Origin of the sequence: Thiomicrorhabdus sediminis (assembly GCF_005885815.1) — a bacterium.
Lineage (GTDB): Bacteria > Pseudomonadota > Gammaproteobacteria > Thiomicrospirales > Thiomicrospiraceae > Thiomicrorhabdus > Thiomicrorhabdus sediminis.
On sequence record NZ_CP040602.1, the window covers coordinates 726032 to 748761 of the forward strand.

General features: G+C 45.9%; 21 protein-coding genes. 14 read left to right on the forward strand and 7 right to left on the reverse strand.

Annotation, left to right across the window (positions count from 1 at the left end):
* Positions 1-218: 218 nt before the first annotated feature.
* A complete protein-coding gene (locus tag FE785_RS03295; RefSeq protein WP_138564382.1) occupies positions 219-2471 on the reverse strand; it encodes an EAL domain-containing protein in 2253 nt (750 codons plus the stop codon).
* Between the two features lie 272 nt (positions 2472-2743).
* Between FE785_RS03295 and FE785_RS03300 the strand changes: the two genes are divergently transcribed.
* From FE785_RS03300 to FE785_RS03315, 4 genes are all read left to right on the forward strand, one after another.
* Positions 2744-4492: a sensor domain-containing diguanylate cyclase gene (locus tag FE785_RS03300; RefSeq protein ID WP_138564384.1), complete on the forward strand. Its 1749-nt coding sequence runs from the start codon at positions 2744-2746 to the stop codon at positions 4490-4492.
* A 96-nt stretch (positions 4493-4588) separates the two neighbouring features.
* Entirely contained in the window at positions 4589-5512 is a 924-nt protein-coding gene (locus tag FE785_RS03305) for a PilZ domain-containing protein (RefSeq protein ID WP_138564386.1), read from the forward strand.
* Between the two features lie 108 nt (positions 5513-5620).
* Entirely contained in the window at positions 5621-5863 is a 243-nt protein-coding gene (locus tag FE785_RS03310) for a (2Fe-2S)-binding protein (RefSeq protein WP_138564388.1), read from the forward strand.
* Positions 5863-6687 (forward strand): HAD family hydrolase, encoded by an 825-nt coding sequence (locus FE785_RS03315; RefSeq protein ID WP_138564390.1) that lies wholly within the window; start codon positions 5863-5865, stop codon positions 6685-6687. Before FE785_RS03310 ends, FE785_RS03315 begins: the two co-directional genes overlap by 1 nt.
* A 6-nt stretch (positions 6688-6693) precedes the next feature.
* On the opposite strand, the gene FE785_RS03320 is transcribed toward FE785_RS03315, so the two are convergent.
* From FE785_RS03320 to queE, 6 genes are all read right to left on the reverse strand, one after another.
* Positions 6694-7629 carry a metal ABC transporter permease gene (locus FE785_RS03320; protein ID WP_238696328.1) on the reverse strand — a complete coding sequence of 312 codons (936 nt, stop codon included), beginning with the start codon at positions 7627-7629 and terminating at the stop codon, positions 6694-6696.
* Complete coding sequence (locus tag FE785_RS03325) at positions 7622-9013, reverse strand: metal ABC transporter permease (protein WP_138564392.1); 1392 nt, start codon at positions 9011-9013, stop codon at positions 7622-7624. Before FE785_RS03325 ends, FE785_RS03320 begins: the two co-directional genes overlap by 8 nt.
* A gap of 51 nt (positions 9014-9064) precedes the next feature.
* On the reverse strand, positions 9065-9874 hold the full coding sequence (locus FE785_RS03330) for a metal ABC transporter ATP-binding protein (protein ID WP_238696330.1): 810 nt from the start codon (positions 9872-9874) through the stop codon (positions 9065-9067).
* Positions 9875-9920: 46 nt separating this feature from the next.
* The gene (locus FE785_RS03335) at positions 9921-10865 is read right to left on the reverse strand and encodes a metal ABC transporter solute-binding protein, Zn/Mn family (protein ID WP_138564394.1); all 945 of its coding nucleotides are present in this window, start codon (positions 10863-10865) and stop codon (positions 9921-9923) included.
* Between the two features lie 254 nt (positions 10866-11119).
* On the reverse strand, positions 11120-12382 hold the full coding sequence (gene rlmD, locus FE785_RS03340) for a 23S rRNA (uracil(1939)-C(5))-methyltransferase RlmD (RefSeq protein ID WP_138564396.1): 1263 nt from the start codon (positions 12380-12382) through the stop codon (positions 11120-11122).
* A 39-nt stretch (positions 12383-12421) separates the two neighbouring features.
* A complete protein-coding gene (gene queE, locus FE785_RS03345; RefSeq protein WP_138564398.1) occupies positions 12422-13063 on the reverse strand; it encodes a 7-carboxy-7-deazaguanine synthase in 642 nt (213 codons plus the stop codon).
* Positions 13064-13309: 246 nt separating this feature from the next.
* Between queE and leuC the strand changes: the two genes are divergently transcribed.
* From leuC to trpA, 10 genes are all read left to right on the forward strand, one after another.
* Complete coding sequence (gene leuC, locus FE785_RS03350; protein WP_138564400.1) at positions 13310-14725, forward strand: 3-isopropylmalate dehydratase large subunit; 1416 nt, start codon at positions 13310-13312, stop codon at positions 14723-14725.
* Positions 14726-14746: 21 nt separating this feature from the next.
* Positions 14747-15388: a 3-isopropylmalate dehydratase small subunit gene (leuD, locus tag FE785_RS03355; RefSeq protein WP_202978320.1), complete on the forward strand. Its 642-nt coding sequence runs from the start codon at positions 14747-14749 to the stop codon at positions 15386-15388.
* Between the two features lie 54 nt (positions 15389-15442).
* Positions 15443-16516 carry a 3-isopropylmalate dehydrogenase gene (gene leuB, locus FE785_RS03360; protein WP_138564404.1) on the forward strand — a complete coding sequence of 358 codons (1074 nt, stop codon included), beginning with the start codon at positions 15443-15445 and terminating at the stop codon, positions 16514-16516.
* 51 nt (positions 16517-16567) lie between these two features.
* Entirely contained in the window at positions 16568-17536 is a 969-nt protein-coding gene (locus FE785_RS03365) for a M23 family metallopeptidase (RefSeq protein WP_138564406.1), read from the forward strand.
* Positions 17533-17913, forward strand: coding sequence for a polymer-forming cytoskeletal protein (locus FE785_RS03370; protein WP_238696332.1), 381 nt, complete (start codon positions 17533-17535; stop codon positions 17911-17913). The genes FE785_RS03365 and FE785_RS03370 overlap by 4 nt, the downstream gene beginning before the upstream one ends.
* Positions 17914-17981: 68 nt before the next feature.
* Positions 17982-19007 carry an aspartate-semialdehyde dehydrogenase gene (locus FE785_RS03375; RefSeq protein WP_138564410.1) on the forward strand — a complete coding sequence of 342 codons (1026 nt, stop codon included), beginning with the start codon at positions 17982-17984 and terminating at the stop codon, positions 19005-19007.
* Positions 19008-19018: 11 nt separating this feature from the next.
* Positions 19019-19822 carry a tRNA pseudouridine(38-40) synthase TruA gene (truA, locus tag FE785_RS03380; protein ID WP_238696338.1) on the forward strand — a complete coding sequence of 268 codons (804 nt, stop codon included), beginning with the start codon at positions 19019-19021 and terminating at the stop codon, positions 19820-19822.
* A gap of 25 nt (positions 19823-19847) precedes the next feature.
* A complete protein-coding gene (locus tag FE785_RS03385; protein WP_138564412.1) occupies positions 19848-20504 on the forward strand; it encodes a phosphoribosylanthranilate isomerase in 657 nt (218 codons plus the stop codon).
* A gap of 22 nt (positions 20505-20526) precedes the next feature.
* Positions 20527-21732 carry a tryptophan synthase subunit beta gene (trpB, locus tag FE785_RS03390; protein ID WP_138564414.1) on the forward strand — a complete coding sequence of 402 codons (1206 nt, stop codon included), beginning with the start codon at positions 20527-20529 and terminating at the stop codon, positions 21730-21732.
* A 170-nt stretch (positions 21733-21902) separates the two neighbouring features.
* Complete coding sequence (gene trpA / locus FE785_RS03395) at positions 21903-22724, forward strand: tryptophan synthase subunit alpha (protein ID WP_138564416.1); 822 nt, start codon at positions 21903-21905, stop codon at positions 22722-22724.
* The last annotated feature ends 6 nt before the right edge of the window (positions 22725-22730 follow it).

The window sequence follows — 22730 nt, forward strand, 5'->3', positions numbered from 1 at the left end:
GCACTCTTAAGGTAGAGCGTCGTTTTGTGATTGACTACTGACAATGCTCTATTTACAAAGTCTTAAAATTACTATGATCGGTGTCTTATCTGTCAGGAGTTACCATAGCTTTTATCAATCAGGAAGGCTCTTCGCGCGACATTATTCTTAAGCCTTGTTTAATCAGTAGCTTAAACAGGTTTTTTTATTGCCCAAAATTCGGCTGAATTGATTGCGATTTAAAAACGAGCTGCAATCAATTCGTCCGAGTTTTTTAGTAGCTTTTCTGCCTGTTCCGCTGGCACAGCGGGACTGAAATAATAGCCTTGTATCAAATCGCATTGGATTAGACGCAGAAAGTTCAGTTGGCTTTTGCTTTCAACGCCTTCAGCAACGACGATTGAATTGAAGGCTCGGCCAAGCGCCTGTGTTGATTTGACTAGATGCTGATTACTTTCATCAATTTCGATATCCTCGATAAACTCTTTATCGATCTTAATTACATCAAATGGATAGCGTCTTAAATAGCTCAATGAAGAATAACCTGTGCCAAAATCATCCATCGCCAGAAGGCATCCCATTTGCTTTAATTCATCTATTCTGTGGCTTACCGCCGGATTCTCATTCATTAAGACACCTTCGGTAATTTCAATTTCTATCAGTTCGGCAGGCACTTGATGTTTGTCCAATTCCATTTTGATAAAGGGCAGTAATCCCGGATCATTGAACTGAACCGGTGATAAGTTGATCGCGACATTTATAGCTCTGCCAGAAATCTTCTGCCAACGTTTTGCCTGCTGGATGGCTTGGCTGAAACAGTATTTGCCAAGCTCAATGATTTGACCACTTTCTTCTGCGATAGGTATAAACTCGGCTGGGCTAATTTTACCGAGCTCGTTATTCTGCCAACGAAGCAGTGCCTCAAAGCTATGGATGCGCTTTTGGTTTACATCAACTTTAGGTTGGTAGTAGACCTCAAACTGTCGTTTATTGATGGCTTGGCTAATGGCCAAATTCAGTTTTAGGCGCCGTTTAATGGTTTCATTCATTTGGTTGTTGAAGAACCTGAGCTGACTGGGTCCGGCTTTGGCAGTTTCTTCAAGTGCTAAAGCCATATTAACCAAAATCTCTTCTGAATCTTGGCCGTCCTTTGGATAGGCGCAGCCGGCATAGCTGATAGGCATTGTCGCGAAATCAGTTAGTTGTCTACCTTGCTCTTTTAATTGTTGAATCAAGCCGTTGCTGATCGAATCTATCTGGCTTTGTTTATCCAGGTTACTGACAAAAAAGACAAAGGCGTTGTCAGACCAACGTGCAACCGTATCTATTTGGTTATTTTTGTTAAGCAGATTGGCGGTTTCAATTAGTAATTGGTTTACCTCGGCGGCACCTTTAATTTTTCGTAAGCGGTCAAGTTCATCAAGTTTACATATCAGGATTAGTATTGCGGTTTTATCTTTTTGTGCTTGATCTATGGCTACCTTTAGTCGGTCGTTGAAGAGATAACGGTTAGCAAGGCCTGTTAAAGGATCATAGTTGGTTTTGGTATAAAGCAGCTTTTTGAAGTACCCCAGTTTTCGATTGAGTAATAAGGTCCAGCTTAAGAGTAACACCAGCAGTATTAGAGATAAGAGTATGTAGGGGGTATATTGATTGAGGTCATAAGAATTGACAATATTGAGTTTAACCCAGCTATCATGAATTTGCATGCGTTGCTGAACTGAAATCGAATCAAGCGCTTGTTGCAGGATGCTTTGCAATAAAGGCCAATCCTTCCTGACTCCGATAGATAGAATTGAACCGGGCTTATTGAGGTGACCATGCACTTTAAGGTTGGTCATTATGTTTTGATTGATTATGTGGATGGCTACTGCGCGATTCCCTGCATAAGCATAAGACTGCCCGCTAGCAACGGCTTCGAGTGCTTGCGGTGTGTTGGTATATTCATGAATTAATACCTCGGGAAAATTTCTTTTGAAGTATTCAACATTGCCGAAGCCTTTTTCCAGTGCGAGGGTTTTGCCCGACAGCGACTGTTCATTTGTAATCAAAGGTGTTTTTTTGTTAGCGATGATTATGTGGGGGATTTCCAGATAAGGCTTTGTGAATAGGGCAAAGCTTTCACGGGACGGGCGTTTGGTGATATCTAGTAAAGCATCGATTCTGCCATGTTCTAGGTCTTTTAATAGGGAATCCCAATCTCCGGGGATTAATTTCAAAACACCACCGAGTTTTTCATTTAAGGTCCGGGCATATGCGGGGCTTATGCCTTGCGGGCGTTGTTTGTTGTCGGCAAAACTGATCGGCGCCCAGTTATTCATAAAACCAATTTTGATTTCCTGATGATCTTTTAGCCAGTTTCGTTCTGCATTGTTAAGTTGATTGACAAAGTCAGTGGAAGCTTTGTTATCGTCACTAGCATTAACAACTGTACTTATGAGGATAGTTATTAAGCCAATGGCTTTAGAGAATTTGAGGAAATATGTAAACATTTTAGACCGCAACGGCTTTTGAGCTTTAGGGTTAGTATATCCAATAAATTTGTTTTTACACCTTTTTAACGCGATGCGTGTATTGCGGTTTTATGAATGATAATCGGTTATAAATTGACTGGTTCAGATAGAGTCGTGACTAAAGCAATCTTGAATGCGAGTTGGCAATTTAGCGCTAGAGCTTTATACTTGCACAACTAAGTTATTTAACTTATTTTCAGCCAGTCTTATTTTAAAATCATTAAGTTACTATCTATTCATTGGAGGTTTTTTTGACCAAAGAAATCATGCAAAAGTCATGGACGCTATTGCCTTTAAGCTTGATGCTTTTGTTGCCCTTGATGGTTATAGTGACGATGAGTCTGGCGATGAATAGCAATGAGCGTGTTTATCAGAATATGCTCGCGCAAATTAATGAAAATTTCGTTGATGCCGAGAAAGAGCGTATTCGCAGTGACGTCAACAGAGCGGTGGATATTATTATCAATCGCCAAATTGAGCTGCAGAACCAGTTGCGTCAGCGATTGAAAATCAAAGCCGATAATGTACATGACCTGTTGGCCGAAATGTCGGCGATATTGCCAGAGCAGACTAAGCTAGAGCAAGAAAAGCACCTGATCAACTTATTAAGAACGGTGAAAAAATCTGCCGATAATGATGAGGTATGGCTGATTTCACGTAATGGTAAATTATTGCTCGCACCGGATTACTATTTCAACCTTGAAGGTGAACTGATCACCGGATTTACCGACACTTTGGGCAAACATTATATTGAAGAAGAATTGCAATTTTTGCAGCGTAATACACAGGGATTTTTATCCAGTCGTACCAAAAAAGAACTCAATGGCATTACTCACGATGATACCCGTTTAAGTTACATCAAACGCCTACCGTTTGCCGATTGGTATGTGGCCGTACGTTCCAATTTGAAATCCGCCTTGAATAATGAGTACAGTAATCTATTGCAGATATTTCACCAAGCCAGTGTCAATTCGCCGGATTACTTCTTTATTTTCGACAGTAATGGCAATGTGTTAATGAATTCTGTGCGTAATGATCTGGTCGGTAAAAACCTTTTTAAGGTTAATGAATATAAAGCCCAAGAGATTTTTAACCTGCTGCTTGAGGCGAGCCGTTCCCCTAAAGACGAGTTTATCGAGTACCGTTGGCCGAATAGCTTTTCAGGCCAGGCGGAACGAAAAATCAGTTTTGTTCAGCCGGTACCCAATTTGGATTGGATTGTAGGTAAAGGCTTTTATCCGGAATCCTTAACTTCGCAATTCGAAATGCAAAAGAAACGCCTGCAACATGAGTATCAGGTGCAAACCGACTTTTTTATTAGTATCAGTTGGTTGGGTGGTTTTTTAGCGTTTGTATTAGGTCTGCTCATCGCTTATTTTCTTGAACGAAGTCGCCGCAGTTGTTTGATAGAACAGCAAGGTGAAAATGGTGAGTTAAAAAAGCAGAATATTATGTTGGAAAACCAATTGCTGGTTAAGGATGAAGCGCTCAAACGCCTGCAATTGGATTTGCTCAATCACTCGATTATCGATCCGCAAACGCAAATCGCCAGTCGCTCGATTCTATTTATGCGTTTAAGGGATGAAGCGCAAAGATGCAGTCGTTTTCAACAGGGCTTTGCCGTTTGCCTATTCAGCATCGATGAGTTTTTTGCCCTGCAAAGTCAGTATCCTGAACATGTTATTGATAGCCTGCTGCAGGAAATGACGACGGTGGTGTTTAATCAGACGCGCGCGATTGATTTGCTCGGACGTTTCGATGAAGGACATTTTATGATTATTATGCCAAGTACCGACAGCAGGGAGTTGGAATATTTCATCAAACGTTTGCAACAATCGATATTGGACAAGGTCTTTGTTGATGATATCCAGATCAGTATCAGTTGTGGTGCCGCCGAATTTCTTGCCGACCAGCCGGTATCGGAGTTTATCAATCAGCTTGAGAAGGCTTTACAAAAAGCCAAACAGAAAGGTGAAAGCTGCTATCACATAAACGTATAGGTGGTGTTACATAGACAACCTGCCGGCATTGCTTACAATGTCGGTTGATCATATACTCTTTCCTATTAAACCTTAATTAGGGGTGTTCTGTTTTTTATGTCGCAAGCTACACAGGATAATCGATTGTTTTTCCGCTTTGATGTACGAGTGGGTTATTACATGGAGCCAGTCAGCGAGAATGGTTTGTGTATGCACATTGATCGACAATCGTTGATTAGTGACCATGATTATCAGTTGATTGTTAAGGAATCAGAATCACTGCATGAATTGCTCAATGATGAAACGCATAAAAACTCCGGTAGCTCGGTGGTGTTTATCGAATTGCACCAAAAGTTGCAGTTTATGGTGTTTTTGCTTGAAGCGATTATGCACGGCGAGCCGATTCAAGACAGTGATGCCCTTAATCACTGGGTGAGCTTGAATAATACTCTTAGCGCTCCGCATGCCAAAGAAGAAAGTCCGACCATTCTGCTTTTACAGGCTTTTTACCAGCGCGTTGATGACTACGTCAATGAACTGCTGGAAATCGTCCAGAGTTCGGAGCAGGGCAAGGTCTTTATGTATCATCAGCCGGCTCCAAAACGTTTTAAGACCGAAGACTATGTCGCCAATTTAGGCAAGGTTGCCAAGCAGGGTAACTGGTTGGCGATGGTGATCTCTTTGCTGGTGATAAAGCTTAACCACTACGAGCGTTTGCTGAAGCGTTTGAAGACCGCCTATGCGGAAATGGCGGACAGTGATAATTGGCCTTTGGAACGCATCAACTTGGGCGGCGGCGGTTTTGCCCTGCATAGCCATGAAGAGATGAATCCTGGGCAGCGGGTTTGTGTGCTATTTCAGCTTGATGATGAGTATGTTTTCGCCAAAGCGCGATGTGTTTATAATCAGCCGTCAACAGACGATTCAGAGGGTTGTCGGGTCGCTTTCGAGTTCGATGAACTGAGTGCCGAAGGGCAGGCTAAGATTATCCGCTTTATGACTCATAAAGAGCTGGAACTGGCGCACCCGGAAAATGAGTGACGTTTTTGGCACGGCGTTTTTAAATTATATTTGATGGTTTAGTCGGATTGATCATTGTCAGGTGATTTTGCGCATTGACCGCAAAGCATTCCTAAGTAAAATATTGTCATGCCTGAATTATCCCTAGAATCCTTGCCCGAAACCATTACCCGCAATCTGTCGCGAAATCTGTGTGTTTGCTACGATGTGCCTCGTCAAGAGGTCATTGAATGCATTTTGCAAGGAGCGAGCACTTGGGAAGAGGTTAGCGACAAAACCTATGCCTGCCAGGGCAGTGGTTGCTGCGAGCGCCAGGTAAAGCGTCTGGTTGAGCAAATCAATGAGCTTAAAGCTCAAAATTCAAGCGACTGATGTCTCAGTTTCCCCAATTATCACAGATCGATTGCGTGGTATCCGATCTGGACGGTACCTTGTTAAATGCCGATCATCAAATCAGTGAGAATGCGATTAAAAGCATTCAGGCTCTGGTTGAGCAGGGCGTGGTGTTTATGCTTGCCACCGGGCGTCATTACCAAGATGTACACGGCTTGATGCAAAAGCTCGGCGTGGAGATGTGTTTGATTACCTCGAATGGCGCTCGTGTACATAGCGACTGCGGTAAATTGTTGTATCACAATGCCATGCCGGCGCATCTGGTTGCCGAAGTGATCCGGCTCTCCCGTGGTTTTTGTGTTCATCGTAACCTTTACCAGAATGAAAACTGGTGGGTGGAGGAGCCACACGAAGAGTTACTGGCGATACACGCCTCATCAGGTTTTAGCTATCGATTCTGTGATTTTGACAGCTTGCTTTTAAACGATGTCGACAAGCTTTATTTCAATGCTGGGCACGATGAGTTATTAAAGTTGGAAAAGGCCTTGCAAAAAAGCTTGGGTGATCAGCTCTGCATTACATTTACATCGCCGGAGTACCTTGAAGTGATGAACTTGGGGGTCAGTAAGGCACAAGCTTTGGCACAACGTTTTATTGAGCGCGATATCTGTCCGACCAGAGTACTGGCTTTGGGAGATGGCATGAACGATATTGAAATGCTCAATTTGGTCGGTCATAGAGTGGTCATGGATAACGCCAGTGAGCGTGTCAAATCGATGGTCGATCATGCCATCGGCGGCTTTGCCAACCATAATGATGGTGTTGCACTCTGTCTGCAACGGTTATTAGCCAGTAAAGCCTGAAATCAATTAAGCGTTTTGCACCGAACGCTTACGCAAACGCCACTGCTTAAGTTGCAAAACCAAGATAGTCATAAACAGCAACAGACCTGCGCATACCGCGATAGATGCGGAGATGGAACTGTCCAGCTGGTAGGAAGCCAAATAGCCCAGCCATACCGCCGCCTGTGAATAGATCAGCGCTAGCCAAAGCATGCTTTTTAAGCTGTTTGCCAGTAAATAAGCGCTGCTGGCCGGAATCACCAATAAGGCGACCACCAGAATTGCGCCCACCGCATCAAATGAAGCAACCGCCGTCATCGATACCAATGTCATTAAAAAGTAATGCCAAAACACCACATTAATGCCTAATGAAAATGCCAAGCTAGGATGGAAGGCCACGGTTTCCAAACGTTTGAAACCGATTGATATGCTGATTAACACTACCGCAAAAACAATGGCGATACTCCAGAAGGCGCGTGGCCCGATATCATTGCTCATGCCATCGAGACCTCCAAAGCTGATGGTGTCAAACGGCACAAAAGCGATTTCACCATAGAGCACGCACTCCTGGTCCAAATCGATCTGATCGGCATAAAGTGAAATCAGAATCACGCCGACCGCAAAAAACAGCGTGAAAATAATGCCGATACTGGCATCACTTTGCAGGCGACCCACCTTATGAATGGTTTCGCTCAACCAGGCGGTGAGTATGCCGATGGCGACAGCCCCGCTTAACATGACCGGAAGCGAGCGGCTGTCTGTAGCGAGAAACGCCAGCACTATGCCAAGCAGGACGGAATGACTGATGGCATCGCCGATCAACGCCTGACGGCGCAGAATCAAAAAAGTGCCGACCAAAGCGTTAGCGGCGGCCACTAAGCTTGCGGTGGCGATAATCCATAGGTCATTGATACCGAACTGCATATTGAAAAGTGAAAAATTAAACGCATTCGATTCAAACATTGCTATCTCCTGCGCGATTTAGTTTTTGGCGGTGAGCATCATTATTTTTTGCCGATTCTTCTGCTTTGGGAATTGGATTGCCGTGCGGGTCCATCTCGATATAGGCGAGCTCTTCTGCCAGTTGTTGTTCCTGACTGGCAGTCAGAATGTGTTCGATGCGTTCCGCTTGCAGGTGGGCCTGCTCGGGTGTCAGAGCTGCTTGTTGATTCAGATAGCTCTCCCATAGACGGTGGCGTCTGGTTAGGGCGGTAGCATGTTTTAGGCCGCGCTCGGTAAGACGAAACCCCTTGCTTGAGGATTCAATCAGTTTTTCCTTACATAGACGCTGTAACCAGGTTTTCAGTTTGTGGGTGTCGATATTGCGCAACGACTGGATTTCAGCAAGATTGAAATCATGCTGTTTGAAATCACGGCGTTCCAACAGTTTATAAAGGGTGCGTAGAATATTCTCTTTGGCCACCTTGTGGCGTAAGGTTCTGAGTTGCAAGTAGCGTTTTAGCAGACCTTTTTGCGGCGCAAACAGCAAAGAGAGGATGAACAGCACCGATAAGCTCACTACCATCCAAGGCCCGGTCGGCATGGCCGGTGCCAGATAAGAGATTTGGGTGCTGATCAGCGCGCTTAAGGCACCGATAAATGCACTCAAAGCCAAAAGGCTGTTCAAGTTGAAGCTCCAGAAACGTGCGGCGGCAATAGGAGTGAGCAGTACTGCTGCCATCAGCACCACGCCGACTAATTGTAAGCCGACCACGACGGTCATGACAATCAATAGCGCGAGCAGGATTTCATAAAATTTGACCGATACACCTAGCGTACGAGCGTAGCTGGCATTAAAAGCGATCAGGCGCAATTTATTGAAAAACAGCGCGACACAAAGCAGGGTGAAGACGGCGACATAACCGAGTAAGGTGATATCGCTCGAAGTCATTGCCGCGGCTTGTCCAAACAGCAGTTTATCGAGCCCGCTTTTGTTGTCGATGTTCAAGCCTTGGATATAGGATAAAAGCATTAACCCGAGTGCAAAAAAGAACGACAGGGTAATCGCCAAAGCCGCATCGGGTTTGATTTTGGTGTTTTTCGGCAACCAGTCGATAATGAAAAAGCCTAAAAAGCTGCTGACCAGTGCACCGCTGAAAATCACTAGGGGCTCGCGCGTCTGAAATAGAATAAACGCCATCATCACTCCGGGAAGAGCGGCATGGGCCAGCGCATCGCCAATCAAAGAACGGCGTCGTAAAAAGGCGAAGGCGCCGATTACCGAGGCGCTCATACCCAGCAAAATGCTGCCAATCAGTACCCATAGCACATTGATGTCTTCAAACTGCCAGAACAGTTGCAGGTTGTACCAGAGGCTGGGGGGGTGCAGTAATTCAAAATCTTGCATAGCGTCTACTGTGTTTGTGTTTGGTTTTTACTAAGTCGCATTTGCATGGCCTTAGTCTTCATGCACTGAGCTGAGCTGTGTACGGTACATTTCTGTAGTCAAATCGTTTAGCAACGACAAGCGGCCACCATAGGTTTTGTTCAGATTGTCCTTGGTTAACACCTGGTCAATCGGGCCGGCATCAATCAGACGTGAATTGATGAGGATGACCCAGTCGAAATATTCACTGACCGTATTCAGGTCGTGATGCACGCAAACAATGGTTTTGCCTTGTCCTTTGAGTTCGTTGAATAATTCAATAATGGCTTTTTCGGTGGCGACATCAACCCCGGCAAATGGTTCATCCATTAAATACAGGCTTGCTTGCTGACATAGGGCGCGCGCCAAGAATACGCGCTGTTGTTGTCCACCGGATAATTGACTGATTTGACGTTCGCGGAAGTCCCACATCTGCAGGTTCTGTAAGGCTTTTTTGGCGATTTCCCGATCAATTTTCGAGGGTCTTTGCCAGAGTTTGAGTTGCCCTTGGCGTCCCATTAGCACCACATCCATTACGCTGATTGGAAAATCCCAATCGATTTCTTCTCGTTGCGGTACATAGGCTGTGGCCAGGCGCTTTTTGTCCAAGGGTTCACCGAAAAAACGCACATCGCCGTCAATGATTTTCTCCAATCCCATAATGCCTTTCAGCAGTGTCGACTTACCAGCGCCGTTAGGGCCGACTATAGCGATGCTTTTACCTTCCGGTATGCGGAAGCTGACATCGGTCAATACCGGCTTATAGTGATAGCGCATACTCAGGTTATTAACGCTTAAAGGAATGCGCATCGGATTATCGGAAATATCTTGAGTCTGTTGCATGATTTAAACCCTTAAATCTGAATATGGCATCGAAATTTGAAAACCGCTATTGCTTGCTGCCGATTAAAGCGGAAACGATGGTATTGACATTGTGTTCTACCATGCCGATGTAATTATCGGTGCTGGAGCCGGTTGGACCCATGGCATCGGAGTAAAGTTCGCCGCCAATCTGCAATGATTTGCCTTCCGCCTGCAGTCCCGCAACTAATGATTGGATAAACTTGGGCGATACCGAACTTTCGACAAACACAGCTTTGATGTTGCGTTGGCTAATCACGTCTTTCAATGCTTTGATATCCTGAAGGCCGAATTCGGCAGCGGTGCTAATACCTTGCAATCCCATCACTTCAATGTCATATGCCTTGCCGAAATAACCAAAAGCATCGTGAGCGGTAATCAAAATGCGCTGCTGCTCCGGTACACGGGCGACTTGTTTGACGACCCATTGGTGCAACCCGGTTAATTTTTGTTGATAACGATCACTGTTTTGTTGATACAGAGAGGCGTTTTTCGGGTCGTGTTTTTGCAATACCTCGAGCACGCGTTTGCCAGCCTCTTGCCAGAGTTGGACATCAAACCAGATGTGTGGGTCAGGGTAGTGGTCGCCATGGTGAATAATCGCTTTTGATGACAGTTTTTCGCTGATCGCATAGACCGGTTTCTTACGGGCAATTTTCTCAAAGATATCCTGCATTTTGCCTTCGAGGTGCAGTCCATTATAGAAAATAATATCGGCGCGCAGGATGCGGCGTAGGTCACCTTGGGTCGCTTTATAAAGATGAGGGTCCACTCCGGTTCCCATTAAGGCGGTGACTGTAACGCTATCGCCGCCTATGTTTTTTGCCAAATCGGCAATCATTCCGGTGGTGGCGACAATATTAATCGGCTGAGTGTTTTGCGCTTGAATCTGTCCAGGAAGCCATAGTAATAGCGCCAAAGTGAAAATGGATACTAGGCGATCAAGCTTTTGTGTAACTGATCTGCTGTTCATGTTTTTTCTGTCTCCAAGTCGGTTTGACCGATTTTATTTATCTCTGTCTAAATAAAAAGTTAGTCTTGGCTAAATAATTAACAAAAATCTTACCACGAAACCTGTTTGGACTCTAGTGTAAAACTACGAGTGCTTGAAAAATAGAAGGTTTATGTTGCTGATGAGCAAGTGGAAAGGTGGGGGGAATAAGTATTACAGGTTGGCTAATTTGCAAATTAGCCAAACTGTATTGCAGGAAGGTGGCGCTCTGGGGATTAAAAGCGAAAAACCTTTTTATTGTTTTTTTGCGGTTTCTTGCCTTTTTTCAGCTGCACCATCACCTCGGTATGGTGAGTGTGTGGGAACATGTCGATTAGGCTCGCTTTATGCAGTTGGTAGCCATGTTTTTCCAGTTCTTTAACATCACGGATCAAGGTGGCCGCATTGCATGACACATAGACGATGATATCGGCTTTTAATAACTGTAGCTGTTTGCTGATTTCAAATGCGCCCTGGCGACCCGGATCCAATAAAATTCGGTCGTAGCGCTGTTTACGGAACCACTCTGCTTTGCGGTTGTCCTCAAATAGATTGGCTTTGGCGAAACGACAATTATCCAGTTGGTTGTGTCGTGCGTTGTCAGCCGCGGTTTGTACCAATTCAATCACACCCTCGATACCGGTAACGGTTTGGCAGTGCTTGGCAATCGGTAGGGTGAAGTTGCCGACACCGCAAAACAGGTCTAATACCTTGTGTTCGGCTTTCAGCTCAAGCCAGTCTATCGCTTGTTCGACCATCTGTTGATTGATGTTCTGGTTGACTTGGACAAAACCGTCGGCCGGGAAGTTGAGTTGTAGTCCCATCAGTTCATAGTAGGGAGTTTGTGCCGGGTTTTCACTAAGGTCTTCAAGCGTTTTCTGGTTTTGGCTGATATGGCTGAATACACCGTTATCCGCTTCTACCAGAGTGATCTCTTTATAGCTTCGGCTGGCATGTGACAACCAGCTTTGACGGTTTTTTTGCAAGGTTTTATTGAGCGCCTCGGTTAAAACCGGGCACTGTTCAATGTCGATCAATTCATTGGAGTCGGCGCGTCGAAATCCAAGCCGGGCCTGCTTGTCGGTTTTGCTGATTGCCAAGCCTAGACGGGCGCGACGGCGATAATTTTGATCCTTACCGATGATGGCGGGGCTGAGTTTGCATTTTGAAAAATTCAATGCCTGTCTTAAACGGTTAATAAAGTTTTCGACCTTGTATTCGCGCTGCTTGTCCATTTTCAAGTGTTGCAATTGGCAACCGCCACACTGGGCAAAAACAGGGCAGAAAGGCTGTTGCCGGTCTTTGGAGGCGGACAGTAGAGTTGTTAGTTGCGCATCATTGTAGTTTTTGTGCTCTTCAATCAGGTTGATATCAACAATGTCGCCGGGAATAGCGTCTTTGATAAAGGTAATCTTACCATCTATGTGAGCAATGCCGCGACCGTCATCGCTGAGGGCTGTAACATTAATGTGTTCGAGCTGAGAAGAGTTATGGTTCATAGGTCTATCGTTTTCTATTGGATTGGGTTACAAGTATGTTTAGTCAATGCCGAGCAGTTTGTGGGTTTGCAGGCTGAGTTGCCATTTCGGGTGTTTCAGGCAGTATTCCAAGGCTGCTTTGACATTGGCTTGTTGTATTTTTGGATCGGCATCATCCATTGGTTGCAGATAGAAAAAATCAAACTCCAGGTCGGCGACTTGTTCCGGCATAAGTTGCGCTTGCGGATAGACCAGCTTTAACTCGTTTCCTTTGTCCAAGATAATCGGCGCATTCGCTTTCGGACTCATGCAAACCCAATCAATTCCCTTGGGGGCGTTCTTGGTGCCGTTGGTTTCAATAGCGATTTCAAAATTATGATGATGAAGTCTGTCAATTAAGGCACTATCAACTTGCAATAAGGGTTCGCCACCGGTAAGCACCACAAAAGGTTGGGTATTATTGTCGGGCCAGAATTTCATCAGGTGCTGGCAAAGTGCTTCGGCGTTAGCGAATTTACCGCCGTTTTGGCCGTCCGTACCGATAAAATCGGTATCACAAAATTGGCATACGGCATTGGCTCTGTCTGCTTCACGTCCGGTCCAAAGGTTGCATTTGCTAAAGCGGCAGAAAATTGCCGCGCGACCCGAATGGAAGCCTTCTCCTTGCAGTGAGTAGAATACTTCTTTGATCGAATAGCTCATGTTTGTCCTTTGTTTTTGTGCGTTGGTCTGTTGGTGTTGTCAAAAGCGCTGGTCAGCGCGGGCTGTTTTGCTCTTTTGCCGGATGCTTTATTTTATCTAAGATTTTGAGGTGAAAATCTTGTTTGATAAAGCGTTTCAGTGTGGATTTATTCCATCGGTTTGGTGTATTTTACTATGCTGGATAACGCTTGAAGTGATATAATTTTCTACTATTTGTAATTTTTTCAGAAGTTGGATTTAAGAGCTATGTCAGCAAAGACTTTATACGATAAATTGTGGGATGCGCATGTTGTGCGTCAAGAGGAAGATGGAACGGCGTTAATTTATATTGATCGCCAGCTATTACATGAAGTAACTTCACCACAGGCGTTTGAAGGTCTGCGACTAGCCAATCGTAAGCCATGGCGTATCGATACCAATTTGGCGACTCCCGACCATAATGTGCCGACTACCGATTTAACCGGCGGTGTGGCAAGTATTAAAGATCCGGTCTCCCGTATTCAGGTTGAGACTTTAGGGATGAATACACGTGAATTTGGTATTACTGAGTTTGCTATGGGCGATATTCGTCAGGGTATCGTTCACGTTGTCGGGCCGGAAGAGGGGGCGACCTTGCCGGGTATGACTGTGGTTTGTGGTGATTCACATACTGCGACACACGGTGCGCTGGGTGCGTTGGCGCATGGTATCGGTACTTCCGAGGTTGAGCATGTGTTAGCGACGCAGTGTTTGATCCAGAAAAAAATGAAAAACATGTTGGTCAAGGTTGACGGTCAGCTTAAGCCGGGTGTTGGTCCAAAAGATGTGGTCTTGGCGATTATCGGCAAGATCGGTACCGCCGGCGGTAACGGATGTGCGATTGAGTTTGGTGGTCAGGTTTTCCGCGATATGTCTATTGAGGGGCGTATGACGGTCTGTAATATGGCGATTGAAGCCGGTGCTCGTGTCGGTATGGTAGCGGTTGATGAAAAGACTATTGATTATGTGAAGGGGCGCCCCTTCGCACCAAAAGGTGAGCAGTGGGATCAGGCCGTAGCAGCTTGGCAGGACTTGAAATCAGATGATGATGCTAAGTTCGATATTGTTGTCGAAATGGATGGTTCCAGTATCGATCCGCAGGTCTCTTGGGGGACTTCACCTGAAATGGTGTTGGATGTTAACGGCATTGTGCCGAATCCAGCCAAGGAAGTGGATCCGGTCAAGGCAGCGGGTATTCAGCGCGCTTTAGATTATATGGGGTTGACAGCCGATATGCCGGTTAAGGATATTCCGGTCGATTATGTCTTTATCGGTTCTTGTACCAACTCTCGTATCGAAGATTTCCGTGCCGCGGCAGCCGTGTTGAAAGGCAAGAAGGTAGCCGACTCTGTGCAGCAGGCGCTGGTGGTGCCGGGTTCCGGTCTGGTGAAAAAGCAGGCTGAAGACGAAGGTTTGGATAAGATCTTTATCGAAGCCGGTTTTGAGTGGCGTAACCCGGGTTGTTCGATGTGTTTGGCAATGAATGCCGATAAGCTACCGAGCGGAAAGCATTGTGCATCGACTTCAAACCGTAACTTTGAAGGGCGTCAGGGGGCTGGCGGGCGTACTCATCTGGTGAGTCCGCAAATGGCCGCTGCGGCCGCTGTCGCGGGTCATTTTGTTGATGTTCGTGATTACCTATAACACAGTAGCGGAGAGATTAAGATGGATAAGTTTGTAAAATTCACCGCCATTGTGGCACCAATGGATCGCGCTAATGTCGATACCGATGCGATCATTCCAAAACAGTTTTTAAAGTCGATCAAACGTAGCGGTTTTGGCCCTAACTTGTTTGATGAATGGCGTTATGAAGATGTCGGTGAGCCGGATTCTGATAACTCGCAACGACCATTGCGTAAAGAGTTTGTATTGAATCAGCCACGTTACCAAGGAGCGAAAATCCTGTTGGCTCGTGAAAACTTCGGTTGCGGTTCGAGTCGTGAACATGCCCCTTGGGCGTTGAAAGATTACGGTTTCGATGTCGTAATCGCCCCAAGTTTTGCCGATATCTTTTTTAATAACTGTTTTAAAAACGGCATTTTACCAATTGTGCTGGATGATAAAACCGTTGACGATTTGTTTAAGGAAGTTGATAGCGAAGAAGGTTATCAGCTGACCGTTGATCTGCAGAACCAGAAGTTAGTTAAGGCCAATGGAGAAAGCGTTGCTTTTGAGGTTGACAGTTTCCGACGTCACTGCTTATTGAACGGTTTGGATGACATCGGTCTAACCTTGCAGCATGAAGCCGATATTAAGGCTTATGAAGAAAAGCGTAAGCAGCAGGCGCCGTGGCTATTCGCCAACTAAGCGGCTCGGCACGAAACAGAATTTATAAAAATTGAGTGATTAAAGAGTAGAAAAATGACAAAACAAGTATTGATTCTTCCTGGTGACGGTATCGGTCCGGAAATTACCGCTGAAGCGGTAAAGGTTTTAGAAGCGCTTAAGGCGTCTGACAATCTTGATATCGAGATGACAGAAGACCTGGTTGGCGGTGCGGCTTACGATGTCCACGGCGTACCACTGGCTGATGAAACCATGGATAAGGCGCAAGCGTCTGATGCGGTATTGCTGGGCGCTGTTGGTGGTTATAAGTGGGAGTCTTTAGATATTTCAGTGCGTCCTGAAAAAGGTCTTTTGCGTTTGCGTAAAGAGATGAACTTGTTCGCCAACCTTCGTCCAGCGGTACTTTTTCCACAGTTGGCCTCGGCTTCTACGTTGAAGCCTGAAGTGGTTGCCGGTCTGGATATTCTGATTGTGCGTGAATTGACCGGTGGTATCTATTTCGGTCAGCCACGTGGTATCCGCACCTTGGAAAACGGTGAGCGTCAAGGTTATAACACCTATGTCTATTCCGAGTCTGAAGTGAAGCGTATTGCACACGTTGCTTTCCAGGCAGCGATGAAGCGTAATAAAAAGCTGACTTCTGTAGATAAGGCTAACGTATTGGAAGTGACAGAAATGTGGCGTGAAGTGGTCGATGAAATCGCACCTCAGTACCCTGAAGTCGAAGTTAAGCATATGTATGTGGATAACGCGGCAATGCAGTTGGTCTTGAATCCTAAGCAGTTCGACGTCATGGTAACCGGAAATATGTTCGGTGATATTTTGTCTGATGAAGCTTCAATGTTGACCGGTTCGATCGGTATGTTGGCTTCAGCGTCATTGGATGAAAACAATAAGGGTATGTATGAACCTAGCCACGGTTCTGCACCGGACATCGCCGGACAGAATATCGCTAACCCATTGGCAACCATCCTCTCTGCAGCAATGATGTTACGTTATTCTCTGGGGCGTGAAGATTTGGCGGTTAAGATCGAAAACGCTATTTCTAAGGTGTTGGATCAAGGATTGCGTACCGGTGACATCTATTCAGACGGCATGACTAAAGTCAGTTGTAGTGAAATGGGGGATGCGGTAGTTGCAGCTTTGTAAAAGCTCAATTAAGCTAGTTGGAAGCTAACCCCTTTCAGCGGTAACCATCTTATGAGAAATTATTTTACCGTCACGATTAGTGATGTACATGGCTCACGCCACTATTCATTCAAGCATTTCTTTCGCAAGTTTGCTTGGGTGATACTGGGGGTTTTTGCGCTAATTTGGACGGTGGGAGCCTTTTCACTATGGTGGTTGGCGAACCAGGCAAATGAGCTTGAGGCAAGAAATCAGGCAACGATCGAACACTATAATGTGACCCTGAGTAAAACGCGTGCGGATTATGAAAGTCTTCTTACCGAAAAAAGTGTATTGGAAGACGATTTGGAGCAGAAAAACGCGCAACTCGAGTTTTTGGATCAGTCCTTGCAAGGTTTGGAGACTTTGGTAGGAATCGATTCGGAAGAGCCTGAAAACCTGCCTTATGATGAGCGTGTCAAACGTGTTCAGCTCAACACCTTGGGTAAAAATATTATGTTGAGTATTACGCCTAATGGTCATCCTGTGGCGGAATATAAAGGTATAACCAGTAAATACGGTTATCGCAAGCACCCGTTAACGCAAAAAAAGCATATGCATGGTGGGATTGATTATCGCTCTCGTACCGGTGATGAGGTTATTGCCACAGCGGATGGTATTGTGCAGTATTCCTCCTATAGTGAGGAGAGCGGTTTCGGTAATTTGGTGACCATTTTGCATGCCAATGGCTTCAAAACCCGATATGGGCATTTGAGTCAGCGTTCGGTCAAGGTTGGTCAAATGGTGCAAAAAGGGCAAAAGATTGGTGAGACCGGGACAACCGGACGCTCGTCGGGGCCGCATTTGCATTATGAAATTTGGTTTTTACACCATCGTTTGAATCCGCTGCCATTCGATAAATGGAAGCTGGAAACTTATGATGAACTTTTTGACAAGGTGAAAGGGGTACCATGGGCATCTTTAACTCGAAGCGTCGACACAACGGTAAAGAAGGTGGAAAAACAATTGTCTCGGAAGGTTGCTTTATCAGCGGTGAAATGACCGAACTGAAAGGCCCTTTGCATATAGATGGACGAGTCGAAGGTATTATCGATAGCGAGTTTGATGTCTCTATCGGTCGTACCGGGCAGATTAAAGGCTTGGTTAAAGCCAGATCGATTGTTTTAAGCGGCGTATTGGATGGCAAGGTTGCCTGTGAAAGGCTGGAAATTTTGCAGACCGGTAAATTAATCGGTGAGGTTATCAGCGGTGAGTTCACGGTTGAGACCGGCGGTAAGTTTATTGGTCAAAGTCATGAAATGACAGAAGGTGGTATGGTAGTTAGTCTGCCGGAAACCTTTGCACAATTGAGTCAGAAGAAAGACAAACCGTCTGTTCTGACCGAGAAAAAAGAAGAACATAAAGCCGAAGTGGAATAAGCTGCTCGGTAATTGAGAAATTGAAAATATTCGCGCTACAAAAGTAGTAAAGAATTAAGGGATTAATAATGACTAAGTTATATGATGTAGCCGTTGTTGGTGCAACCGGTGCTGTTGGTGAAACCATCTTAAAAGTTTTGGAAGAGCGCAATTTCCCTGTAGGAAACCTTTATCCATTGGCGAGTAGCCGTTCTGCCGGTAAGAAAATCGAATTCGCAGGTAAATGGGTAGAAGTGTTGGATTTGGAGACCTTTGATTTTTCCAAAGCGCAAATCGGCCTGTTCTCCCCGGGGGCTAGTATTTCTGCGGTTTATGCGCCCAAAGCGGCAGAAGCCGGTTGCGTGGTAATCGACAATACATCTCAGTTCCGTTATGAAGACGATATTCCATTGGTTGTACCAGAGGTTAACCCTGGTGCGGTAGCCGGTTATAAAAACCGCGGTATTATCGCCAACCCTAACTGCTCTACCATTCAGATGTTGGTGGCGTTAAAGCCAATCTATGATGCGGTGGGTATTAAGCGTATTAATGTGGCGACTTATCAAGCGGTTTCGGGTTCTGGAAAAGAGGCGATTGAAGAGCTAGCTAAGCAGACCGCAAATTTATTGAATATGAAACCGGTTGAAACCGAAGTTTATCCTAAGCAGATCGCGTTTAACTGTATTCCACAAATCGATGTGTTTATGGATAACGGTTACACCAAAGAAGAGATGAAAATGGTTTGGGAAACCAAAAAGATTATGGGTGACGACTCTATTCTGGTTAACCCGACTGCGGTACGTGTGCCGGTGTTCTTCGGTCACTCGGAAGCGGTGCATATCGAAACCGATAAGAAAATCACGGCAGCCGAAGCCAAGGCGCTGTTCGAGAAAGCCGATGGCGTTGTCTTGGTAGATGAGCATGTTGATGGTGGCTACCCGACAGCGGTAACAGACGCCGCGAATACCAACCCAGTATATGTCGGTCGTGTACGCGAAGACATTACTGTAGAAAACGGTCTGGATATTTGGGTGGTCGCAGATAACGTACGTAAAGGCGCGGCGACTAATACGGTACAGATTGCAGAAGTGCTGATTAAAGACTACTTGAAATAACGTTATATCAGGTGGAACAAACAGAACAAACCATAAAGGTCGCATTGGGCGTTGAGTATCAAGGTACTCATTATTGCGGCTGGCAACGCCAAAGTCATTGCTTGTCGGTGCAGCAGGAACTTGAGCAGGCGTTGACCCAGATTGCCGATCAGCCGATAGAGTTGTTTTGTGCCGGTCGTACTGATACAGGCGTTCATGCATTAGGTCAGGTAGTGCATTTTGAAACCACTGCTCAAAGACCTTTGAAAGCTTGGGTGCAAGGTGTCAATACCAAGTTGCCGGGTGAAATTCGTGTGGCATGGGCTCAGTTTCAAGAGCCGGAGTTTCATGCCCGTTTTAGCGCGGTTGCCCGTCAATACCGTTATGTGATCTTTAATCGTGATGTTCATTCTGCTGTTTTGCATAATCGTGTTACCTGGGAGCCGCATAGACTTGATGAGCAGGCGATGCATCGCGCTGCCCAAGCCTTGATAGGTGAGCAGGATTTCAGTGCGTTTCGCGCCTCTTCCTGTCAGGCCAGTCATGCGCGCCGCGAAGTCCAGTCGGTAAACGTCAGTCGTCATGGCGATATGGTGTTTATCGATATTCGCGCCAATGCCTTTTTGCATCATATGGTGCGTAATATCAGCGGCACCTTGATGGCGGTTGGCCGTGGTCTGAAGCCTGAGGTTTGGGTGGCTGAACTGCTAGAAGGTAAAGATCGGACTCGGGCGGCGCCGACGGCGCCGGCAAGTGGGCTTTATTTTGTTAATGCGATTTATCCTGATGAATGTAAGATTCAGCAGGTTGAATTAAACGAACTGCTGTGGAACTAAGCGGCGTATTATTTAGGACTGTGCTTTGAGCTGTCGTACTCGTGTAAAAATTTGTGGCATTACCCGATTGCAGGATGCGCAGGCAGCGATCTGTTCTGGTGCCGATGCCATCGGCTTGGTGTTCTATGAGCCAAGCCCTCGTAATGTCGCCATAGATCAGGCGGCGCAAATCAGCAAAGCGCTACCGGCATTTGTGACTAAAACAGCACTGTTTGTTGATGCCAGCGTTGAGTACGTCGAGCAGGTTTTGGCTCAGGTCGATATCGATCTATTGCAATTTCATGGCGATGAATCCGCCGAGTATTGTCGCCAGTTCAATCGGCCCTATATCAAAGCGGTACGTATGCGAGAGGACACCGATCTTGAACAGATTGCTGACGATTATAATGATACTTCGGGCCTGCTGTTGGATGCCTATATTCCGGGTATTCCAGGAGGTACGGGGGAGCAGTTCAATTGGCAGTGGGTGCCAAAGGATTTTAAAAAGCCCATTATTCTCGCCGGTGGTTTGAGTGCCGAGAATGTTGGTGAAGCCATCGAGACGGCCGCGCCTTACGCCGTGGATATCAGTGGCGGTGTTGAAGCGCAAAAAGGCATTAAAAGTGCCGATAAAATTCAAAAGTTTATGCAGGTTGTGCATTTGGCAAATCGTGACATGTTCACGGCTAAGCAAACAAGTTAAGCGATATTAAGCGGGTATTAAGATGACGATAGATTTTTCACAGTTTCCAGATAAAAATGGGCATTTCGGTCCTTATGGCGGAATCTTTGCGCCAGAAACCTTAATGGCGGCTTTGGAGCAGCTGAATCAAGAGTATGAGAGCGTAAAAAATGATCCGGCATTTTTGGATGAGATCGCTCAGGATTTACGCGATTATGTAGGTCGTCCAACGCCGTTGTATTACGCCAAACGCTGGTCGGACGAATTGGGCGGCGCAAAAATCTATTTGAAACGTGAAGACCTGAACCATACCGGGGCTCATAAGGTGAATAACACCATCGGTCAGGCATTGTTGGCCAAGCGCCTAGGTAAAAAACGTATTATCGCCGAAACCGGTGCCGGTCAGCATGGTGTGGCCAGTGCCACGGTTGCGGCGCGTCTGGGTTTGGAGTGCGTGGTTTATATGGGAGCGGACGATGTTGTGCGTCAGGCTCCGAATGTGGCGCGCATGAAGATGCTCGGTGCTACGGTGGTTCCGGTCGAATCCGGTTCACGTACTTTGAAAGATGCTTTGAATGAAGCGATGCGTGACTGGGTTACTAATGTCGACGATACCTTCTATATTATCGGTACCGTTGCCGGACCACACCCGTATCCTGCTATGGTACGTGATTTCCAGGCCGTGATTGGTGAAGAAGCACGTGAACAGATTCTAGAAAAAGAAAACAAGTTACCGGACGCGATTATTGCTTGTGTCGGTGGTGGTTCCAATGCTATCGGACTATTTCATAAGTTCTTGGCGGACGATTCGGTAAAAATCTACGGTGTTGAACCGGCAGGCCATGGTTTGGAAACCGGTGAACATGCCGCGCCTTTGTGCTGCGGTAAACCGGGAGTATTGCATGGTAACCGTACTTATCTGATGCAGGATGAGCACGGTCAAATTTTAGGCACGCACTCGATTTCGGCCGGATTGGATTATCCTGGGGTTGGTCCTGAGCACGCATGGTTAAAAGATATCGGGCGTGTTGATTATGTCGCTATCACCGATGAAGAAGCGCTTCAAGGCTTTAGGGATTTGACCCGTTTTGAAGGGATTATTCCCGCGCTGGAATCAAGTCATGCGATTGCCTATGCCAGCAAAATTGCGCCGACCATGTCGCAAGATCAGACAATTATTGTCAACTTGTCCGGGCGGGGCGATAAGGATATGAACACCATCGCACAAATTGAAGGTTTCGATTTTTAAGCGATTGCGAGTTTCAATTTCTTTGTTGGATGCCTCCTGCTAATGCTCATTTACTAAAGTAACTGTGCTTTATCAGAAAGCCACCGCCTAGAACTTGAAGCTCTCATAGCGCTTAAGATAGTAAGTAATATGTTACTTATGAGCTAAGAATTTTAGAGAATTTAGAAATTATGAGCAGAATACAACAGACTTTAGCGGATTTGAAAGCGGCCGGTAAAACCGCTTTGATTCCGTATATCACCGCCGGTGATCCGACGCCTAAGGCGACAGTGGATTTAATGCATCTTTTAGTCGAAAAGGGTGCCGATATGATCGAGCTGGGTGTGCCGTTTTCGGATCCGATGGCCGATGGTCCGGTGATTCAAAAAGCTGTCGAACGTGCTTTGGCGCATAATGTCAGCCTAGATGATGTTCTAGAGTATGTTCGCGTTTTTCGTGAAAAAGATACTCAGACACCGATTATCCTGATGGGCTATTTAAACCCGATCGAAGCCGAAGGTTATGAAGAGTTTGCCAATGCCGCCAGTTCGGTCGGTGTCGATGCCGTTTTAACGGTTGATATGCCACCTGAAGAGTCATCAGGTTATCTACAGTCGCTACAAGCCAAGGATTTGGATCGCGTCTTTTTGGTGTCGCCAACGACCCCTGATAGTCGTTTACAAGCGGTCAACGAGAAAGGCAGTGGTTTTGTTTATTATGTTTCGCTCAAAGGTGTGACCGGTTCTAAAGAACTCGATGTCGCTGATGTCGCCAAGCAGTTGGCGCGTTTGAAATCGACCATTAATCTACCGATGGGAATCGGCTTTGGTATCCGTAATGGTGAAACCGCTTATGAAATGGCCAAAATCGGTGATGCGGTGATTGTCGGCTCGGCACTGGTATCGTTGATTGAAGCGAATGAAGCCAAAGGGCTGTATGATATTCACCTGGCAATTGGTGAGAAAATGACCGAATTCCGTTCTGCTATCGATCGAGCAGACGCACAAGTATAGCCGCAA